Annotated in this window: 16 protein-coding genes; 8 read left to right on the top strand and 8 right to left on the bottom strand. The window is 60.1% G+C overall.

Translation table 11 applies throughout. From position 1 onward, the window contains the following. Positions 1-5: 5 nt before the first annotated feature. The 3 genes from traG to B5P46_RS25210 are packed head-to-tail and all read right to left on the bottom strand — an operon-like array spanning position 6 to position 2426. Positions 6-1919 carry a Ti-type conjugative transfer system protein TraG gene (gene traG, locus B5P46_RS25220; protein ID WP_129421119.1) on the bottom strand — a complete coding sequence of 638 codons (1914 nt, stop codon included), beginning with the start codon at positions 1917-1919 and terminating at the stop codon, positions 6-8. After that, positions 1910-2149 (bottom strand): conjugal transfer protein TraD, encoded by a 240-nt coding sequence (locus B5P46_RS25215; protein WP_129421118.1) that lies wholly within the window; start codon positions 2147-2149, stop codon positions 1910-1912. The genes traG and B5P46_RS25215 overlap by 10 nt, the downstream gene beginning before the upstream one ends. Beyond that, positions 2139-2426, bottom strand: coding sequence for a TraC family protein (locus B5P46_RS25210; protein WP_129421117.1), 288 nt, complete (start codon positions 2424-2426; stop codon positions 2139-2141). Before B5P46_RS25210 ends, B5P46_RS25215 begins: the two co-directional genes overlap by 11 nt. A gap of 221 nt (positions 2427-2647) precedes the next feature. Between B5P46_RS25210 and traA the strand changes: the two genes are divergently transcribed. Then, the gene (traA, locus tag B5P46_RS25205) at positions 2648-7258 is read left to right on the top strand and encodes a Ti-type conjugative transfer relaxase TraA (RefSeq protein WP_129421116.1); all 4611 of its coding nucleotides are present in this window, start codon (positions 2648-2650) and stop codon (positions 7256-7258) included. A 26-nt stretch (positions 7259-7284) separates the two neighbouring features. Here the strand turns inward: traA and B5P46_RS25200 are convergent, their stop codons facing one another. Further along, positions 7285-7551 (bottom strand): ribbon-helix-helix domain-containing protein, encoded by a 267-nt coding sequence (locus B5P46_RS25200; RefSeq protein WP_129421115.1) that lies wholly within the window; start codon positions 7549-7551, stop codon positions 7285-7287. A gap of 529 nt (positions 7552-8080) precedes the next feature. Between B5P46_RS25200 and B5P46_RS25190 the strand changes: the two genes are divergently transcribed. Both B5P46_RS25190 and B5P46_RS25185 read left to right on the top strand, forming a co-directional pair. Beyond that, positions 8081-8773 (top strand): winged helix-turn-helix transcriptional regulator, encoded by a 693-nt coding sequence (locus B5P46_RS25190; protein WP_129421113.1) that lies wholly within the window; start codon positions 8081-8083, stop codon positions 8771-8773. 114 nt (positions 8774-8887) lie between these two features. Then, positions 8888-10129 carry an aminotransferase class I/II-fold pyridoxal phosphate-dependent enzyme gene (locus tag B5P46_RS25185; protein WP_129421112.1) on the top strand — a complete coding sequence of 414 codons (1242 nt, stop codon included), beginning with the start codon at positions 8888-8890 and terminating at the stop codon, positions 10127-10129. 49 nt (positions 10130-10178) lie between these two features. Here the strand turns inward: B5P46_RS25185 and B5P46_RS25180 are convergent, their stop codons facing one another. The 4 genes from B5P46_RS25180 to B5P46_RS25165 form a co-directional block, all read right to left on the bottom strand. Further along, positions 10179-11237, bottom strand: coding sequence for an extracellular solute-binding protein (locus B5P46_RS25180; RefSeq protein ID WP_129421111.1), 1059 nt, complete (start codon positions 11235-11237; stop codon positions 10179-10181). 33 nt (positions 11238-11270) lie between these two features. Beyond that, the gene (locus B5P46_RS25175) at positions 11271-12041 is read right to left on the bottom strand and encodes an ABC transporter permease (RefSeq protein WP_129421110.1); all 771 of its coding nucleotides are present in this window, start codon (positions 12039-12041) and stop codon (positions 11271-11273) included. A gap of 67 nt (positions 12042-12108) precedes the next feature. Next, on the bottom strand, positions 12109-13017 hold the full coding sequence (locus tag B5P46_RS25170) for an ABC transporter permease (protein ID WP_129421109.1): 909 nt from the start codon (positions 13015-13017) through the stop codon (positions 12109-12111). A gap of 1 nt (position 13018) precedes the next feature. After that, positions 13019-14128 (bottom strand): ABC transporter ATP-binding protein, encoded by a 1110-nt coding sequence (locus B5P46_RS25165; RefSeq protein WP_129421108.1) that lies wholly within the window; start codon positions 14126-14128, stop codon positions 13019-13021. 233 nt (positions 14129-14361) lie between these two features. Here B5P46_RS25165 and B5P46_RS25160 point away from each other — a divergent pair, with 233 nt between their 5' ends. From B5P46_RS25160 to B5P46_RS25140, 5 genes are all read left to right on the top strand, one after another. Continuing rightward, the gene (locus tag B5P46_RS25160; RefSeq protein ID WP_129421107.1) at positions 14362-15060 is read left to right on the top strand and encodes a GntR family transcriptional regulator; all 699 of its coding nucleotides are present in this window, start codon (positions 14362-14364) and stop codon (positions 15058-15060) included. A gap of 107 nt (positions 15061-15167) precedes the next feature. Then, a complete protein-coding gene (locus tag B5P46_RS25155; RefSeq protein ID WP_129421106.1) occupies positions 15168-16529 on the top strand; it encodes an aspartate aminotransferase family protein in 1362 nt (453 codons plus the stop codon). Positions 16530-16531: 2 nt separating this feature from the next. Continuing rightward, positions 16532-18244, top strand: coding sequence for an acetolactate synthase catalytic subunit (locus tag B5P46_RS25150; RefSeq protein ID WP_129421105.1), 1713 nt, complete (start codon positions 16532-16534; stop codon positions 18242-18244). Beyond that, positions 18241-19017, top strand: coding sequence for a 3-oxoacyl-ACP reductase FabG (fabG, locus tag B5P46_RS25145; RefSeq protein ID WP_129421104.1), 777 nt, complete (start codon positions 18241-18243; stop codon positions 19015-19017). Before B5P46_RS25150 ends, fabG begins: the two co-directional genes overlap by 4 nt. Positions 19018-19056: 39 nt before the next feature. Further along, the gene (locus B5P46_RS25140; protein ID WP_129421103.1) at positions 19057-19725 is read left to right on the top strand and encodes a winged helix family transcriptional regulator; all 669 of its coding nucleotides are present in this window, start codon (positions 19057-19059) and stop codon (positions 19723-19725) included. The last annotated feature ends 17 nt before the right edge of the window (positions 19726-19742 follow it).

Here is a 19742-nt window from a genome sequence, read left to right as displayed (position 1 = left end):
GATCGTCAACTCCGCACGAAGCGATTGGCCTTTGCTTGCGCATCCATCTCCTTGCGGCGGAAATAGATCGCCCGGCCGCAGCGGATCGGACTGTGGCCCTGAACGATGATGATCTGCTCGTCCTTGCGCATCGACTGGGTGATTTCGTGTGGCATGATCAGCGGCCGGCGCTGGAAATTGACGCTCTCGGATTTGCGCGTGCCGCCGCTTTTCGTGTCCCAGCCGACGTTGCGCGAATGCCCCTGAACCTCGACGGTCATTTCCCCGCATTGCGCCGAAACATTGCGCGCCGTATCAAGCGCTTTGATCGCTGCGTAGGAAGCGAAAGCGCAGCCATCGATCCATGACGTCGCGCCATCCTTGCCGAAGTGCCGCTCCAGCTGTCCGACCGATTGGTAGAGCAGCATCATGCTGATGCCGTATTTGCGACCGCGATCGCGCGCCTCTTCCAGAACCCGCATATAGCCGAGCAGGTCGACCTCATCGAGCATGAAGAGCGCTCGGCGGCTGAAGCCGCCATCGGCCTGGACCATGGCGTTGATCAGAGAGCCGATGATGACGCGCCCGATGCCAGGATAGGAGCGCAGGATCGACGCCGGGATATTGAGGAATACGTCCGTCTTGCCGGTGACGATATCGCTCGACCTGAAGGCGTTGCCGCAGACGAGCGCGGCGTAGCTATCCAATGAGAGCCATTGCGTATCCTTCGACGCCGTCGAATAGACACCCGAAAAGGTTTGCTCGGTCATGTTGGCGAAGACACCGAGCGTTTCGCGGATAAAGACAGTTTCCGAGTGTTCCTGAATGTCGCGCAGCATGGCGAGGACGGAGGGTTCCGGCTCGGACACGATCTGGCGCAGGCTGCGCAGGTTCCGTCGGCCTGCATATTCCGGCGACAGCATGACATGGGCGAGCAGGCCGGTCAGGAGATTGTGCGCCTGGTTTTGGAAGTAGGAGCCTGTCGAGGATTCGAAGCGCAGGCTTTCGGACAGAAGCATGTGGGCGATGCCGACGATATCTTCCTCTTTTCGCTTCGAATGCTCGATTCCGTCGAGGACATTGAAGCCCATGATCGGGTTGGCCGGATCGAGCACCATGACCTCGCGCCCGAGAACGCGGGTGCGATGCTCGACCACCATCGGCGCGACCTCGGTGGAAGGATCGAGGCAGATCAAAGGGCCGGTATAACGCAGTGCGGTCGGCAGGACGTTGCTGGTCGTCTTGTACCCACCCGATCCGGCAAAGAAGAGCATATGGGTGGAATCGAAATCTTGGCTGTAGGTGAGGAGTGGTGCTTGGCCGCCCTGTCCCCACGTGCTGCGATCCTTCGGATCGAAGGGCACTTGGTGGACGGTTTCCTTGTCGACGCGGTAACGCTCGCCGACGACGATTTCGCCTTCGGGCGGAAAGAGCTTTGCCGCCGCTGGCATCGAAAGCCAATCGGCATCGCCAAAGGTTCCGCCCCTTGCCCGTTTGACTGCCTCCGGCACGACGACGGAGATGCGGGCGGCAGCCGCCAGAGTCATGAAGCCCGCCAGGGCGCCGATGACGGCAATGAAATCCAAGTAGGAAAGCGCGTGGCCCCATGTGACGAGGCCGCGCTCCACCGACGGGACCAGGCGCCTATATTCGCGCAACGCGTAAAATCCGGCGACGACGAGAAAGCACGAGAGGCTGGCCACGGCGATCGGCCGCCGGCGATGCAGCGGCAACGCCCAGACGGTCAGAAGTCCTGCGAGCGGCCCGAACAGGAGCGCCGGCACGGGTGCCGCTCGCAGGAACCAATATTCGGTCTTGCCGGATAGGCCATGGGCCAGTGCCATCCATCGCCAGCCGGTGATGTAGACGGTGATCGCTGTCACGGCGATAGGCACCAAGACCAGCAGCAAGCTCGGATGCAATCGACTCCTCAGCGCCATCCGGCGTTCTCCTCGACGCGCGGCGAAGAAGGATTGAGCGAAGGGGCCTTGAACGCCTCTTTGCCGATATCGCGCAACCGCCTATGTTCGGCCGATCCCGCTATCACCCTCGTCAATTCGATGAGGCCACCGAGGAGAAAAGCCCGGTCGGCCGTCGACAGACCAGCCTTCACGACGATGCCGCCGAGCAGAAATTTCTCGCGTGCTTGTTTCTTGCGGTCAGCCGTCATGTGAAACCTCCGACGTCGATCCAGCGCCACCAACTGCTGGTCGACGCGTTTGAGGAGATGCGGCACTAGCCCCCTTCTTTTCCTCTTTGCGAAATCGAGCGGCGATCTCTTCGAAGATCCGCTCGACCTCCTCGTCGGCGATCTCCATTTCCGCCAGCCCCGACTTCGTCGCAGCGCGGGCAAACCGCTCGGCGGATTTAATGATCAAACTTCTCCTGCGTTCTCTGAGCTTCTCGATTTGGACATCGAGATCGGAAATCGATGATTTGACGGCCATCCTTCGAGACTCCTTCCTGAAAACAACCTCAATGCGCCAATTATACTACCTAGTATAAAATAGTTAAATAGGCTATTTAGCACCGGCCAGAAAACGTCGCAGCCGGATTTCCGGCCAACGGCCGTGTTCCGAAAAAGCGGCATCGGACCTCCGGTCCGATCGGTTTGAGGGCGCAATATACGTCGCTGTCGCGACATGCTCGGATGGGGTTGGAAACGGCAGTGGCGATCATGTTCGTCAGAGCGCAGGTGATCGGCAGGGGAGCGGGACGCAGCATCGTCTCGGCCGCCGCCTATCGTCATCGCGCCCGGATGATGGACGAACAGGCCGGCACGTCCTTCAGTTACAGCGGCGGGGCTTCCGAACTGGTGCACGAGGAACTGGCCCTGCCGGACCAAATCCCGGCCTGGCTGCGGACGGCGATCGAGGGGCGTTCCGTTGCCGGCGCCAGTGAAGTGCTGTGGAATGCGGTCGATGCTTTCGAGAAACGGGCGGACGCGCAGCTGGCGCGCGAGCTGATCATCGCCTTGCCGGTGGAACTGACACGGGCGGAGAACATCGCCTTAGTTCGCGAGTTCGTCCGGGATAATCTCACGTCAAAGGGAATGGTCGCGGACTGGGTCTATCACGACAAGGACGGCAATCCGCACATCCATCTGATGACGACGCTGAGACCTCTGGCGGAGGAGGGGTTTGGACGCAAGAAGGTGGCGATCACCGGCGACGACGGCGCGCCTTTGCGGGTCGTCACGCCGGACCGCCCAAAGGGCAGGATCGTCTACAAGCTCTGGGCCGGCGACAAGGAAACCATGAAGGCATGGAAGGTCGCCTGGGCGGAGACGGCGAACCGGCATCTGGCGCTTGCCGGCCACGAAATCCGGCTCGATGGCCGCTCCTATGTCGAACAGGGTCTCGATGGCATCGCGCAAAGACATCTCGGTCCAGAGAAGGCGGCACTTTCCCGTAAGGGCAGGGAGCTTTATTTCGCGCCGGCCGATCTCGCCCGACGCCAGGAGATGGCCGACCGGCTGCTCGCCGAACCGGAGCTTCTGCTGAAGCAGTTGAGCAATGAACGCTCAACCTTCGATGAGCGCGACATTGCCAAGGCGCTGCATCGTTACGTCGATGATCCCGCAGACTTTGCCAATATCCGCGCACGGCTGATGGCGTCGGACGATCTGGTCATGCTGAAGCTCCAGCAGGTCGATGCCGAAACGGGGAAGGCGACCGAACCCGCCGTCTTCACCACGCGCGAGATCCTTCGCATCGAACATGACATGGCGCAGTCGGCGCAGGTTTTATCGGCTCGCCGCGGTTTCGGCGTTTCCGATCGGGCGGTGGCGGCCGCGATCAGAAACATCGAGACCCAGGATCCGGAAAGGTCCATCCGGCTGGATCCGGAGCAGGTGGACGCAGTCCATCATGTCACGCGCGGCAATGGCATTGCCGCCGTTGTCGGCCTTGCCGGTGCCGGCAAGTCGACCCTGCTTGCCGCGGCACGCCTCGCCTGGGAAAGCGAAGACCGCCGGGTGATCGGTGCCGCACTTGCCGGCAAGGCGGCTGAGGGGCTGGAAGACAGTTCCGGCATCAGATCCCGAACACTCGCCGCCTGGGAACTCATCTGGGCCAATGGACACGAGACGCTTCACCGCGGCGATGTGCTTGTCATCGACGAGGCCGGCATGGTGTCGTCGCAGCAAATGGCGCGTGTGCTGAAGATCGTCGAAGAGGCGGGCGCCAAAGTCGTTCTGGTCGGCGACGCGATGCAACTGCAGCCGATCCAGGCGGGGGCGGCGTTCCGGGCGATCACTGAGCGGATCGGTTTTGCCGAACTTGCCGGCGTACGACGGCAGCGCCAGCAATGGGCGCGAGAGGCATCGCGGCTTTTTGCGCGTGGCGAGATCGAGAAAGGTCTCGACGCCTATGCGCAGCGGGGCCATCTCATCGAGGCTGGGACACGAGCGGAAACGATCGACCGGATCGTCGCCGATTGGACCGAAGCGCGCCGGCAGGCGATCCAGGACTTGGTTGAGGCAGGCAATGTGGGCCGTCTTCGTGGCGACGAGCTTCTCGTGCTCGCCCACACCAATCAAGACGTCAAACGTCTGAACGAAGCGCTGCGATCGGTGATATCGGAAGAGGGCGCGCTGGGTGAGGGTCGCTCTTTCCGGACCGAACGTGGTGTGCGAGAATTCGCCGCCGGCGATCGCATTATCTTCCTGGAGAATGCCCGTTTCCTCGAGCCACGTGCTCCCCGTCTCGGTCCGCAATATGTGAAGAACGGCATGCTCGGCACGGTCGTTTCCACCGGCGACAAACGCGGTGATACACTGCTTTCGGTCCGTCTCGACAATGGCCGGGACGTCGTCATCAGTGAGGACAGCTACCGCAATGTCGATCATGGCTACGCCGCGACCATCCACAAATCACAAGGTGCCACCGTCGAGCGAACCTTCGTACTCGCCACCGGCATGATGGACCAGCACCTGACCTATGTGTCGATGACCCGACATCGCGACCGCGCTGACCTCTATGCCGCGAAGGAAGACTTTGAGGCGAGGCCGGAATGGGGGAGGATGCCGCGTGTCGATCATGCTAGCGGCGTCACCGGTGAGCTCGTGGAAACCGGACAAGCCAAATTCCGGCCGAATGACGAGGATGCCGACGACAGTCCTTATGCCGACGTGAAGACCGAGGACGGAAGCGTCCATCGGCTGTGGGGTGTGAGCCTGCCGAAGGCGCTCGAGGAGAGTGGCATCTCGGAAGGCGATACAGTGACCTTGCGCAAGGACGGTGTCGAGAAGGTCAAGGTTCAGGTTCCGATCGTCGATGAGCAAACCGGGCAGAAGCGGTTTGAGGAAAGAGAAGTCGACCGCAATGTCTGGACCGCCAAGCGCATCGAAACCGCCGAAGCTCGTCAGGAGCGTATCGAGCGGGAAAGCCATCGGCCGGATGTGTACAAGCAGCTCGTCGAACGTCTGTCGCGCTCCGGCGCCAAGACGACCACGCTCGATTTCGAGAGCGAGGCCGGCTACCGGGCTCATGCGCAAGATTTCGCCCGGCGTCGCGGGCTTGACACGCTTTCTCTCGCCGCGGCCGGCATGGAAGAGGAGGTTTCGCGGCGGTGGGCGTGGATTGCGGAAAAGAGGGAGCAGGTGGCTGAGCTCTGGGAGCGGGCAAGCATGGCGCTCGGTTTTGCGATCGAGCGGGAACGACGCGCTTCGTACAATGAGGAGCGAACTGAAACGAAAACCGTCTCGGATGCAGACACTGGCCGTGCGCGGTATCTGATCCCGCCCACCACAGTGTTCGCCAGGAGCGTGGAGGAGGACGCGCGGCGGGCACAGCTTTCTTCGCCGGCGTGGAAGGAACGGGAAGCAGTCATGCAGCCGCTGCTGGGGAAGATCTATCGTGAACCGGATGCAGCACTTGGCGCCCTGAACGCCTTGGCATCGGATTTGAAGATTGAACCCCGCAGGCTCGCCGGCGATCTTGCCGCAGCACCCAATCCGCTGGGCCGCCTGCGTGGTTCCGAGCTTATGGTCGACGGTCGGGCCGCACGTGACGAGCGCAGCGTCGCCACGGCGGCGTTGACGGAACTGCTGCCGTTGGCCCGCGCCCACGCGACTGAGTTTCGCAGAAACGCCGCGTGGTTCGAAAGCCGCGATCAACAGCGCCGCGCGTATATGTCCTTGTCCATCCCGGCGCTCTCGGGAATGGCAATGGCACGTCTCGTCGAGATCGAAGCGGTGCGCAAGCAGGGTGGTGACGATGCCTACAAGGCCGCCTTCGCGTTTGCCGCCGAGGACCGCGCCATCGTGCAGCAGATCAAGGCTGTCAGCGAGGCGCTCGCAGCCCGCTTCGGTTGGAGCGCCTTCACCTCGAAAGCCGATGCGGTTGCTGAACGCAACATGGTCGAGCGTATGCCGGAAGACCTCGCGAACACTAGACGCGAGAAGCTGGCCCGGCTCTTCGAGGCCGTGAAGCGTTTCGCCGACGAGCAGCATCTCGCCGAGCGGCGGGATCGTTCGAAGATTGTTGCCGGCGCCAGCGCTGATCCGGAGAAGGAGAATGTCCCCATGCTCGCCGCAGTCACCGAGTTCAAGACCCTGATCGACGAGGAGGCGAGATCTCGTGCTCTCGCCGGCCCTCTTTATCGCCAGCAGCGCGCAGCGCTAGCCGACGTGGCATCAACGATCTGGCGCGATCCGGCAGGCGCCGTCGACAAGATCGAGGAACTGCTTGTGAAGGGCTTTGCAGGCGAGCGAATCGCAGCGGCCATGTCCAATGATCCTGCCGCATACGGAGCATTGCGCGGCTCCAATCGCCTAATGGACCGGATGCTGGCTTCCGGCCGGGAGCGGAAAGAGGCGGTGCAGGCCGTATCCGAAGCCGCCGCTCGCTTGCGATCGCTTGGAGGAGCCTATGCCAGCGCCCTCGATTCCGAGCGCCGGGCTATTGCCGAAGAACGCCGCCGTATGGCAATCGCCATTCCCGGGCTGTCGAAGCGGGCGGAGGAAGCACTTGCGGACTTGATAGCAGAGGCGAAGAAGAATGGCGGCAAGCTGAACGTTTCGGTAAGCTCTCTCGATCCGACTATTCGCCAGGAGTTTGCCGCGATCAGCAGGGCGCTCAACGAGCGCTTCGGCCGCAATGCGATCCTCCGGGAAGAGAAGGAACTCATCAACAGCGTGCGACCAATACAGCGCCACGCCTTCGAAGCAATGCAGGCAAGGCTAAAAGCTCTCCAGCAGGCTGTCCGTATGGAGAGCAGCGACAGGATTATCTCGGAACGGCGCCAGCGCACCGCCAACCGCGGCCGGGAAATTTGAAGTCCATCGAACGATAGACTTTGCGGTCACCTGGAGCGTTGCCGCGAGGCACGGGCTCGCAGGCTATCGAAATAGGCGGCATCAACCGGCTCGGTCGTCTCGGATGAAGCACCTTCAAGCAGGAGATCACGCAAGTGCTGCCGATCTTTGTCGTGACGGATCAACTCGTGGACGTATTTCCTGCTCGTACCATAGCCTCGCCCGGCGACCTGCTGCTCGACGAACTTCTGCAGGTTATCCAGCACGAAATATCCAAAGCGGACACGTTCATTTTCAAGCTTCCTCGATCTCATCAGCGCCCAGAAGTTTGAAAACGCGTACCCAAGAGGTGAAATCACCTGAGCGGCCGTCGTAGCGCGCGCATAGTGCGCACCAGGCAGCCGCTGTTTTCGCATGTTGTCCGTAAAGCGATCGGGCAGCAGTACTTATGTCCCCAACATCTGCATCACTCCAAAAATCCGGTGTCGCCGCAGCGCTGCCGGTTGAGAACCTTTTGAACATTTCGCGCATTAAAAGCCCCGTTACCGTCCGGAAACAGGCCATCAAATTATGCCGGACGTCGATCCCACCGAGTGGGCCACGATCACGTGCCGTCCCTGGCAAATATGCGCTTCGGCGCGAGATTCTTCGCGCCCTCAACATTATGTTGTAACAAAAAAGAAAGGCAAGCTATAAAAATACCCGTAGCGATAGCGCTTTTGCGATTCTGTTACGCATTTACAAGCCACGGCGTGAGGTTCCAATCAGCATGAGCCACTTTTCTGAAAATTTTGTCGTATCAAAAGCGGTCGCGGTAAGGCCAGTAACTGGCGGGGCGAGACGATGAGCGAACTTCTGGCGATCGTATCTCAAGACGCTGACTATTATTTGATGCTGTCATACATCTTGAAGGGAGCCGGATACAGGACGATGCTCGTCGATATTCCGAGCGAGGCGGTAGCTACTGCCGTGGAGCGTGACGCTGCAGCTATCATCGTCGACTGCCAGCCGGGTTCACAAATTCTGGCTGATATCGCGTCGGGTCTGAAGGAAAGGGGACTTGCCAGCGACGTCACGCTCATAGCGCTCGTTGCCGAAAAGGCCGCCTATCTCGACATCCTGAAAGCCAACGTAGATGAGAGCTTTACAAGGCCAATGCCACCGGAACGGCTCTTGTCTTACCTCCATGGTGCAATTGGCAGTTCCTCCGACGGCACGCATAGCCGCCTTGGTCCTATCTTTGACGATATGAAGCTGGACGTCAGCGGGCGGCGTGTCCTGGTAAGAGGGATGCCGGTCAATCTCAGCCCGATCGAGTTTCGTCTACTGAGCGCTCTTATGGGTGACGCGGGCCGCGTTCTCAGCCGCGCGGAGCTGATTGCCGTCGCTTGGCCGAAAACAGCCTTTGTCGAGCCGCGGACAGTTGATGTTCATATTGGCCGCCTCCGGCGTGCATTGAGGCGGGCGCTTGGCCGCGATGTAATTCGCACCGTGCCAAAGGAGGGGTATGCAATCGATGTTGCCCAAAGTATGTGACTTCGCCGCGTTCACATGTTCACCGAAATTTCCCAAAAATTTGCTGCCGCCTTCGTTGCATAAACAGCAATCTCGCGCATAGCGTGAAGTCCGTCGAACGTTTGGGAGGGCAATATGCAAGAGGCAGCTTCGGGCGCCGGATCAGCGAAAAAGTCCCACAGAAATACCGCGGGCCTGATCAGCCACGCAAGTCCCCACTTTGCAGCCGCCCACCTTGACGGCCTGATGGCACTCTATGTCCATCCGTCCGATGGACGAGCGGTGGAACTGCCAGTTGCAGAGGGCAGATCGGAGCGCGTCATCGACTTCGTTCGCTGCTCGTATCTCGGGCTCGACAATCATCCCTCAATCATCGAAGGCGCAATCGAGACCGTCCGACGCTACGGGACTCTGCATTGGTCGTGCGCCCGCACGCGGCTCAATTTTGCAGCCCTCGGAGACCTCGAAGATGCTCTTTCTGATCTCTTCGGCGCGAGGGTGATTACCTACACAACTGTGCTTGCCGCCAACTTGAGCGCGCTTCCGCTGATTGCGTCCGGAGTCCTGACCGGCGGCACAAAACCGGTCATGGTATTCGACCGGCTTGCACATGCGACGCTTGCCTTCAACAAGCCCGTCGTTGCCGAAGAATGCGAGGTCCGCACGATCGGCCACAACGATCTTCAGACGCTCGAAGATATTTGCCGCCAGAATGATACGGTCGCCTATGTTTGCGACGGTGTGTATTCCATGGGCGGCTGTGCCCCAATCAAGGAGTTGCGCGAGCTTCAGGAGCGATATGGCCTCTTCCTTTACATCGATGATGCTCACGGCATATCGATCTTCGGCGAAAGAGGCGAGGGGTTTGCCCGTTCACAAATGCCCGAGGGTCTCGGCGAGCGGACGATCATCGCAGCCTCGCTCGGTAAGGGTTTCGGAGCCTCAGGCGGCATGCTGATGCTCGCAACGGCGTTCCAGGAGGAAATCTTCCGGCGCTTTGCTCTCGCGCATGCCTTCTCGGCCTCCATCAATGTTGCGGCGATCGGTGCAGCTCTCGCCTCGCAATCAATCCATCGCACACCGGAACTGGGCGTGCGGCAAAGGGCGCTCGCAGAACACATCTCTCTTTTCGACGAACTGGTGCCGACGGCACAGGCGGGGTCCCGACTCCCGATCAGGACCGTCGTCGTCGGTGACGAGCTTGCGGCAATCGGCGCTGCCAGACTGGTACTTGATTCCGGTTACTATACGTCGGCCATTTTCTTCCCGACAGTCGCCAAGGGAAGGGCAGGGCTGCGAATATGCCCGACTGCCGGCCACACGGCTTCCGAAGTGCGCGGCGTCGCAGCTGCCGTCAATCGTGCTCTCAAGGGATAAAGATCCGCCTCTGCCCCTTCGGGCGGCACCGCCGCCCGAAGGGGGATCGTCATCGGATCCAGGCATTCCAACGCTCGAGCATCATCGCGGCATTGTCGTTGATCCATTTAGCATCCGGGATGACGATGTAATCCCGGATGTCCTCGTCGCTCGGCAGGGCCGCGCGTGCAGCCGGCGACATCAAATCGATCGCCTTGCGGCTTGGCGGCGTGCAAAGGAGTTCGTCGCACACGCTGGCCTGCGCCTCCGGATGATCAAGCCAGTAACCGATCAACTTCAACGCATTTCCGCGGTTCGGCGCATCCTTGATGATCGTCAAGCGATCGCCGACGAGGAACGAGGCCTGCTTGGACCAGGCGATCTGGCGTCCTTCCGCCTTCAGTGTATTTGCGCGCGTCAGCCAGATCTGCCCGATGCTGTAGTCGCCGTTGCGAAAGCCCTGAACGCTCTGATCGCCGGTCTTCCACCAGAGCGTTATCGCCGGGCGAATCTCGTCGAGCTTGTTGAGGGCGCGATCGACGTCGAGTGGAAAGAGCTTGTCGCGCGCAACGCCGTCGGCGAGGAGCGCGGCAGCCATGACCCGCCACGGATCGTCGAAATTTGGAAACGAGCGGCCACCGGGAAATTTTGTCTCGTCCCACATATCGGCCCAACTCAACGGATTTCCGCTCTTGAAGCCGGTCGGGTCGTAGGCCATCAGCGTTGCGGTCGAAAAGAGCCTGGCCCCGGCGCTGACGCAGGCATCCTCGACCAGATCTGGCCGGCCCTGGAAAGACTTGCAAAACTCGGTCAGGTCTTCAGATGTTAGCCGATGCGCTTCAGCGCTCGCCTGGATCTCGCCGTCCGGGTAAAGGTCCCAGGTCACGTTGCCGGTCTTGACCATGGCCGCAGCTTTCGCCCGCATCTCGGCATTCGTTGCCACGACCGATACAACCTTGATGCCGGTCTTTTCGGTGAACGGCTCGAACCAGAATTTTCGAAGGGCCGCATCGTAGGCTCCACCAGTGGTCGCAATGATGACCTGCTCCTCGGCTTGCCCCGCCCTCGCGCCAGCAAGCATGAGGCAAGCCGCAAGCAGCAAAGGCTTGATCTTGGTTCGTTTTTTCATCGCGTGTTCCTCCGTCGGATTGATATGGCCACGTTAATCCTCCCCGCGGCCGGTAAGGAGATGAATGGCCCCCATAAGCAGCAGCGATACCGCGACGAGCAGCGTCGAAACTGCTGCTATGACCGGGGTGAGATTGAAATCGATGTCCTCGAACATCTTGCGACTGATCGTTTTTCCGCCGGTATCGGAAATGAAGAAGGCGACGGTAGCCTCATCGAACGACGCCAGAAACGCAAAGACCGAAGCCGCAGCCACTGCCGGCGCGATGTTGGGAAGCACAATGCTGATAAAGGCGCGGCTCCGCCTTGCCCCGCAATTCAGTGCGGCAAGCTCGAGTGACGTGTCGAAGCGCTCGAGTGCTGCCGACACGGTGATGATCACGTAGGGAACAGCAAGTACGGTGTGCGCGATCAGGAAACCAGCGAAATTGCCGGTCAGGCTGAGCGGGGAAAAAACCAGATAAAGGGCAACGCCAAAGACAACATGGGGAACGATCATTGGCCCCAGCGACAATGCCTGCAGAAGGGTTTTTCCCGGCAGATTGCCGCGAACGAGCCCGATGGCCGCCAATGTACCGATGACCGTCGAAGCGATTGTCGTCGACAGCGCAATCTGCAGACTGAAGATCGTTGCTGCGCGCCAGTCCGGGTCGGCGAGAAAATCGATATACCAGCGAAGCGTCAGGCCCTTCGGCGGGAGCTCGATATAGTTGCTGTCGTTGAGCGAAATCGGGATGACGAGCAGCGTCGGCAACACCAGGAAGAAAAGGATTGCTCCGATCAGGGAGCCTCCAAGGAGCCGCAAGGCTGCTTTGCCGTAAGGTCGATGGGTGCTTTTGACGCGAGAGGCGGCGAATGGGGGGGCTGCGGGCTCAATTGACACTGTTCATTCCTTTGCTGACGGAAAGCGCCCTGCGGAACACAAGGACAAAGAAAAGCGTCGTGGTCAGAAGGACGGTCGCGAGCGCTGCGGCAAATGGCCAGTCAAGCAGGACGGTGGTTTGCTGCCCGATCAGCGTTGCCATCATCAATGCTCCAGGCCCGCCGACGAGTGCCGGCGTGATATAAAAACCGATCGCCAGGATGAAGCACATGACGCATCCGGCAAAGATTCCGGGCAGGCTGAGCGGCAACGTCACGCTCAGGAACGCGCCAATCGTGCCGGCGCCGAGATTGCGGGCGGCTTGGGCGTACTCTGCAGGAATCGTGCGAAGAGCGTTGTAGATCGGCAGGATCATGAATGGCATCAGGACATGCGTCATCGCAAGTATGACCGCGCCTTCGGTGTAAATAAGCTTCAACGGGCTGCTAATGAGGCCGCTCTCGATCAACAGACCATTAGCGATGCCGTTTCGCTGCAGCAGCACGATCCAGGCGTAGGATCGCACCAGCACGGAGGTCCATAGCGGCACGAACACCGCGGCCGATACGATCAATGCAGTCTTGCCTTTGGAGCGCGCCATCAGAAAGGCAACCGGATAACCGAGCAGCAGGCTCGCCACGGTTACGATTGCACCCGTCTGCAACGTGCGAAGCAGGACTTCGATGTAGAGCGGCTCGGTGACGATCCGCTCGTAGTACTGCAGCGTGAATCCAGGTGCCATGATACTCAGAGAGACAAGGCGCCCGATTGGATAGATGAAGCCTCCCGTTAGTAAGAGCATCAACGGCGCAATAAGCAGGAACGTCAGGGCGTGCGAATACTGGCGCGCCGAGCGTGAGAAAAACCAGCTCGCTGGACGGGTTGGTGCAAGGGGTAGATTATCGACGGTCGTGGTCATTTCATGCCTCCGCAACCGCAAAGAGCCGGAGGCCGTCGCGTTCGGCGATGACATCCACGAGTGTCCCCATCGCAAAGGCCGTTCTATTTCCATCGGCAGGGATCTGCACCTGAATGATCTCTCCGCTTCCGAAATCGGCGCGAACGAGATGAAGGTCGAAGGCGCCGGCAAAGACCGACGTTTCGATCCGGCCGGGAAGGGCGTTCTTTCCTCCTGCGCCACGAGCTGTAAGGCCAAGGCGCTCAGGCCTCAACGCGAGCCGAACACGATCGCCTGCTTTTGCCGAACCCTCGAAACCATGGGCAGCGCCGGGCGTATCAATGACTACGTCGTCACCCAGTCTGATCGTCCGGCTGTCGGCGGTCTCACCCAGGAATTCTCCAGTCAGGAAGTTCATCTTGCCGATGAAATCGGCGACAAAGGCGCTCTGCGGATTACAGTAAAGGTTCGCTGGAGTTCCGAGCTGCGCGAGTTGTCCCTTTGCCATGACAGCGATCCGGTCGGACATCGTCAACGCCTCCTCCTGATCGTGCGTCACATAAACGACCGTCGCACCGAGGCGGCGCTGAAGCTGTTTGATCTCGATCTGCATGGACTCGCGCAGCTTCTTGTCCAGCGCGCCCAGCGGCTCGTCCATCAAGAGAACGGGCGGTTCGAACACGATTGCTCGCGCGACCGCCACCCGCTGCTGCTGGCCGCCGGAAAGTTCGTGAGGATAGCGCTTGGCATATTGCGGGAGTTGGACTAGGTCGAGCGCCCGACCAACGCGGTCTGCCCTGAGGTCCTTTCGGACGCCACGCATCTTAAGGGGAAAAGCAATGTTTTCGGCAACGGTCAGATGCGGGAACAAAGCATAACGCTGGAAGACCATCCCTATGTTGCGGCGATCGGGCGATACGGCTGTGACATCGCGCCCGCCAATAACGATGCGTCCGGCAGATGGGCTTTCGAAACCGGCGATCATTGTCAGAAGCGTCGTCTTGCCCGATCCGGACGGACCGAGGATCGACAGGAATTCGCCTGCCGCAATATCCAGGGTCACTCCACCAACGGCAGTCTGGGTCCCGTAGGCCTTGCCTATGCGATCGATGAAAACAGGCGCACCAATCAAAATGATATCTCCTCACTTGCGTGCTTTGACACGCATTGAAACCTCCCGGCTCCGCTCGTGCGGCACCAGGTGCTATGCCGGCAAGACCGGCAGCTGTTCGGACATGGCCTCCCCGGCCAAGGCGTTGCTAATATTCGCGTTACCGTTATGCTGTCACATTACGGTTTCGGTTTTCGCCTAATTTATTTTTGTTGCAACAAAAATGTGAAGATGTCAACGCATGGGGGTCAATTTTGAACGAAAGTACAACTAAAGAGGAATCGTCGGGATCGGATTTGCAGTCTGGGCGACTCAGCGACTTCGCTTATTCATCCATTAAGGAGCAACTCACGCGGGGTGCTTACAAGCCGGGCCACAAGTTGCCGATCCGTTCGGTTGCCGAAATGCTGAACGTCGGTGCCACGCCGGCGCGCGAGGCGATCAACCGGCTGGTCTTCGAGGGCGCGCTCGTCATGGTGGGCCCTAAAACCGTCATCGTCCCGCATCTCGATCTTACAGCACTCTACGAAGTCACGCAGATGCGACTTGCGCTTGAAGGGTTGGCGACGGAAAGAGGCACGCTTCGCGCCACGAATGATGTAGTCGACAAGCTATTGGCGCTGCAGGAGAAAATCACACTGTCGCTCGACGAGAGGCGTTACTCCGACGCTCTTCACGACAATAAGGAATTCCATTTTACGATCTATCGGTTGTGCGAGATGCCGCGCCTCCTTTCGACCATTGAGGCCCTGTGGTTAAGGGTAGGCGCCTCGTTCCACGACCTCTATCCCGAGTTTGCGGAAGCAAAATACGGTGTCCACAATCATTTGGCCGCGATAGAGGGGCTGGTCGATAGAGACCCATCCGCGGTCCGTGCCGCAATGGAAAACGATATTCGAGACGGCTACCGGCGTCTGAAGAAAGCCGCGCAGGAGCGTCTCAAGCGGCAATAGCGTCGGCAGCCGGATTTTTTTGTTGCAACTTCTTCGGGTTCATGATTTTTGTGATAACAAAATTATGAAGGGTTGCGCCGCGACCCTCGTTGGCCGGAGAAGATCGAATGTTTCACCCAAATGTCCTTCGCAACGGCCGGGGATTTCCCCGGTCGAGGTCCGAACATTTCTTTAAAAAGGGTCGCCGCGTGTTTCCAACCGGGATCACGCGGGTCACCGTCGATCACGAGCCCAGCCCGCTCTACATTTCGCGCGGGGAGGGAGCCTATCTCATCGATGTCGACGGCAACCGCCTCCTCGACCTAAACAATAATTTCACGACGCTGATACACGGCCATGGCTTTCTTCCAGTTGCCGACGCGGTCGCAGATCTGCTTCATCGCGGAACGTGTTTCTCCAACCCAACCGAGCACGAGATCACGCTGGCAGAGCTACTGATCGAGCGCATTCCGGCGATCGAACATATTCGCTTCGTCAACAGCGGGACCGAGGCTGTAATGTTTGCGATCAAGGCGGCCCGCGCTTTCACATGCCGGCCAGGCATCGCGCGGATCGAAGGCGCCTATCACGGCGCTTACGACTGGGCGGAAACGGGGCAGGCGGTGTCACCGGCTATATGGAACGACCCGTTGCGGTCGCCGGCCGTACCGACCTATCGCGGAATGCCGCCTTCGGTAAGGGACGAGGTTACGGTTATCCGCTTCAATGACATCGCGGATCTGGAGCGCCGAATTGCTTCGGCTGCCCCTTCACTGGCTTGTATCCTGATCGATCCGATGCCGAGCCGCGCGGGGCTGATGGCGCCTGAGCCGAGCTTTCTTGCCGCTGTCGAGGCGATCGCGAAGCAATATGGGATTCTCATTGTTGCCGATGAGGTCCTCAATCTGCGGCAGTCATACGCGGGGGCGTCGGCCCGCTATGGTCTCCACCCCGATTTGGTCGCCGCCGGCAAAATCATCGGCGGAGGTTTTCCCGTCGGGGCGATCGGTGGGCGCAAGGACGTGATGCGGGTGTTCGCAAGCGACAGCGGAAAGCCGCTGCTGCCGCAAGGCGGCACGTTTTCGGCAAATCCCGTATCGATGGTTGCGGGCCGGGTCGCCATGGAGGCGATGACGGATGGCGCTTTCGCTGCGCTCGAGAGCCTTGGCGATGGCATCCGGGCTGGGCTTCGAAAGGAAATCGAGCGCCACGGGGCAGCCTTCAGCGTGACGGGGGCGGCATCCTTGTTTCGTATCCATCCGAAAGGAAAGCAGCCAACGGACTTCCGCGAGGCGTATCTTGCCCCGGAAGAGGCCGAGTTGATGGGGCGTCTCTCCAGGCATTTCCTCAATTGCGGCATCCTGCTTCCCAATGGCGCTGCGGCGTGCCTTTCGACAGCAATGACGACTGCTGACGGTGATGCGGTCGTCTCAGCCTTCGCAGACTTCCTTTCAATCCTCGAAGCAACTCCAACCGAAGAAGGCATCTGACCATGGCAACTGATCATACAACCGTCGCCGAGCGGATCGCTCTTTCCCTGAAAAGGCACGACGTCACCCATATCTTTGCTCAGAGCCTGCCTTCGGCGGTTATCCTTGCGGCCGAAGCAATCGGCATACGCCAAATCGCCTACCGACAGGAAAACATCATGGGAGGGACCATGGCCGATGGCTATGCGCGGCTGTCCGGCAAGGTTGGCGTGGTAGCAGCGCAGAACGGACCTGCCGCAACGCTTCTCGTTCCGCCGCTGGCCGAAGCGCTGAAGGCTAGCGTTCCGGTCGTTGCTCTCGTCCAGGATGTCGAACGAGACCAGGCTGATCGCAATGCATTCCAGGAACTCGATCATCTCATCCTATTCCAATCCTGCACGAAGTGGGTGCGCAAGGTGCTGGTTGCGGAGCGGATCGACGACTATGTCGATGCTGCTTTCACAGCAGCCGCCTCGGGCCGGCCGGGACCGGCAGCTCTCCTGCTCCCTGCCGACCTCTTGCGGGAACAAATATCCCCTTCGCTCTTTCGTCGTGAGGCTGTGCTTGGCCACTGGCCACTCGATCGGTTGCGTCCGTGCGATAGTGACATCGAGCGCGCGGCCTCGATGATCGCCGCAGCCCAGGCACCCATCGTCATCGCCGGAGGAGGCGTTCATGCAAGCCATGCCGCCGGCGAGCTTTCAGGCCTACAGGACGAAGCCTCGCTTCCCGTGCTGACGACCAATATGGGAAAAGGCGCGGTCGACGAATACCACCCGTTGTCAGCCGGCGTTCTTGGCGCTCTCGTCGGGCCGCGATCGCTCGGACGGCATACTCTTGCCCTTGTCGAAGAGGCCGATCTCGTCATTCTGGTCGGAACGCGAACCAACCAGAATGGCACCGATAGTTGGCGCCAAATCCCCCGGTCCGCATCAGTCATCCACATCGATGTCGATCCCACCGAAATCGGGCGCAACTACGAAGCGATCCGATTGGCGGGCGATGCGGCCGAAACCATTAGCGCGCTGCGTAGCGCGCTGGCCCGACGCGATCTGTCGCACCGCGCATTGCAGCGCGATAAGTTGACGACTCGTATCGCTGGATTTTGGCGCTCGTTTGACATGGAGCGCCAATCTGTTGCTCGTTCAGAGAAAAGTCCGATCCGTCCCGAGCGGGTCATGTCCGGCCTGCAGCAAGTGCTGACGGCAGATACGACCGTTGTTTCCGATGCGAGCTATTCTTCGATGTGGATAGCCGGCCAGTTGCGGGCTCTTTCCCCCGGTATGCGCTTCCTGTCGCCGCGCGGCCTTGCCGGACTCGGGTGGGGCTTACCACTTGCGCTCGGCGCAAAAGCGGCGAAGCCGGACAAACCAGTTGTCACCATCGTGGGGGACGGCGGTTTCGCCCACAGCTGGGCGGAGCTGGAAACCATGGTTCGGAGCAAGCTTCCCGTACTCATCATCGTTTTGAACAACGGTATCCTCGGCTTCCAACGTGATGCTGAAACTGTCAAGTTCGGCACGTTCACGACTGCCTGCAGCTTCGCGGATGTCGATCATCGGCGGATCGCCGAAGCTTGCGGCTGCCCGGCGGTCCGAATCTCCGATCCCGCGGATCTTCCTCGATACCTCGAGCGCGGTCTGGGAGAAGAAGGTCCCCTGCTGATCGAGGTAATAACAGAGGCGGCCGCGCATCCACCCCTTTCGCTATTTGCTGCAATGGATCAAGTGGCATGAGCCCTGGTGGCAGTCCGCATGTTGCAGTCATCACCGGTGGCACAACCGGAATCGGTCTTGCCACTGCGCTTCGTCTGCTCGGCGCCGGTCATCGGGTTGCCGTCTTCAGCCATGGTGAGGCAAGCGTCATGGCCGCGGGTGCCGCGCTTGCCGAGGCTTTCGGGCCGGAGCGCTCGCTTGCGAGAAGGGTTGATCTGCGCGAACCGGCGGCAATCAATTCCTTTTTCGGCGAAGTCGCCCGTGACCTGGGCGCACCTGGGATACTCGTCTGCAACGCGGGGATATCACCGAAAGGTCCCGACGGCCCTCATCAGGTCGCCGACCTTACCCTTGAAGAGTGGAACGACGTGCTCGCTGTCAACCTGACAGGGACGATGTTGTGCTGCCGGGCGGTTCTGCCTGCCATGAAGGAAATGGGTTATGGACGCGTTATATTCGTCGGTTCTCTTGCCGGCCGGACGAGACCACGGATCGCCGGCGCGGGCTATGCGACGTCTAAAGCCGCACTTTCAGGATTGTCCCGCGTGCTGGTCTCTCAATATGGTCCCTATGGCATAACATCGAATGTGGTGGCGCCAGGTCGCGTCCTGACGCCACTGACAGGCTCCCCGCAAAGCAAGATCAACATCGAAGCGCTCGCCCGTATTCCGGCCGGTCGGCTCGGTGCTCCAGACGACGTCGCCGCAGTAATCGCGTTCCTGGCATCGGAGGATGCCGGGTTCGTCAATGGAGCCATCATAGATGTCAACGGTGGCGAGTTCGCGCCGAGCTGAGTTCGCCGTTTCGTCAGGCGAGAAAAAAAGGCAATCGACATGGCTCCTGTCATTCTGGTCTGCTCGCAGAACGCCGAGCTCTATCTGCTCCTTGCGCACATTTTGCATGGCGAGGGCTTTAAGGCTCGTCTTGCTGCAAGTGACGACGATGTCGCGGACGCTTGCACATCAGCAGTGCTTTCCGCCGTCGTCCTGGATTGTGCAGGCTGGCCGAGTGATGTTGCGCCCCTATGCGCGCTCTTGAAGGAGTCAAGGCTTCCTGTGGCCGCACTTGTCGGCGAGGACACACGTGCCCAGCACCTGCAATTGATCAAGGCCGGGCTCGACGAAGGCATCGCACGTCCTTTGTCGCCTTCAAAGCTTCTCGCCTTTCTCCACGGCATAAGCCCGCAGTCAGGGGCTTCGACTCTGCCCAGCTTTGCTGGTGCCGCCGAGATTGTCTTCGGGCACCGCGCCGTCGTGGTTTCGGGCAAGAGAGTAGCGCTTGCGCCTATTGAGATGAGAATTCTTAAATTCCTATTGGAAAGGTCGGGGCAGGTCAGCACCCGCAAGCAACTCATCGAGGCCGTTTGGTCCGATCCGCACGCTGTAGAAAGGCGGACGGTCGACGTGCATATCGGCCGGCTGCGAAAAGCGTTTGCAGAACTCCGCAATTTGAGGATTCGCACCGTCTATGGGGCGGGCTACGCTCTTGAATACCACGATTGACCTCCGCATATCTTAGC

This window comes from Rhizobium leguminosarum (genome assembly GCF_004123835.1).
In the GTDB taxonomy this organism is placed as follows: domain Bacteria; phylum Pseudomonadota; class Alphaproteobacteria; order Rhizobiales; family Rhizobiaceae; genus Rhizobium; species Rhizobium leguminosarum_M.
This window is presented reverse-complemented; position numbering and strand designations above follow the sequence as displayed.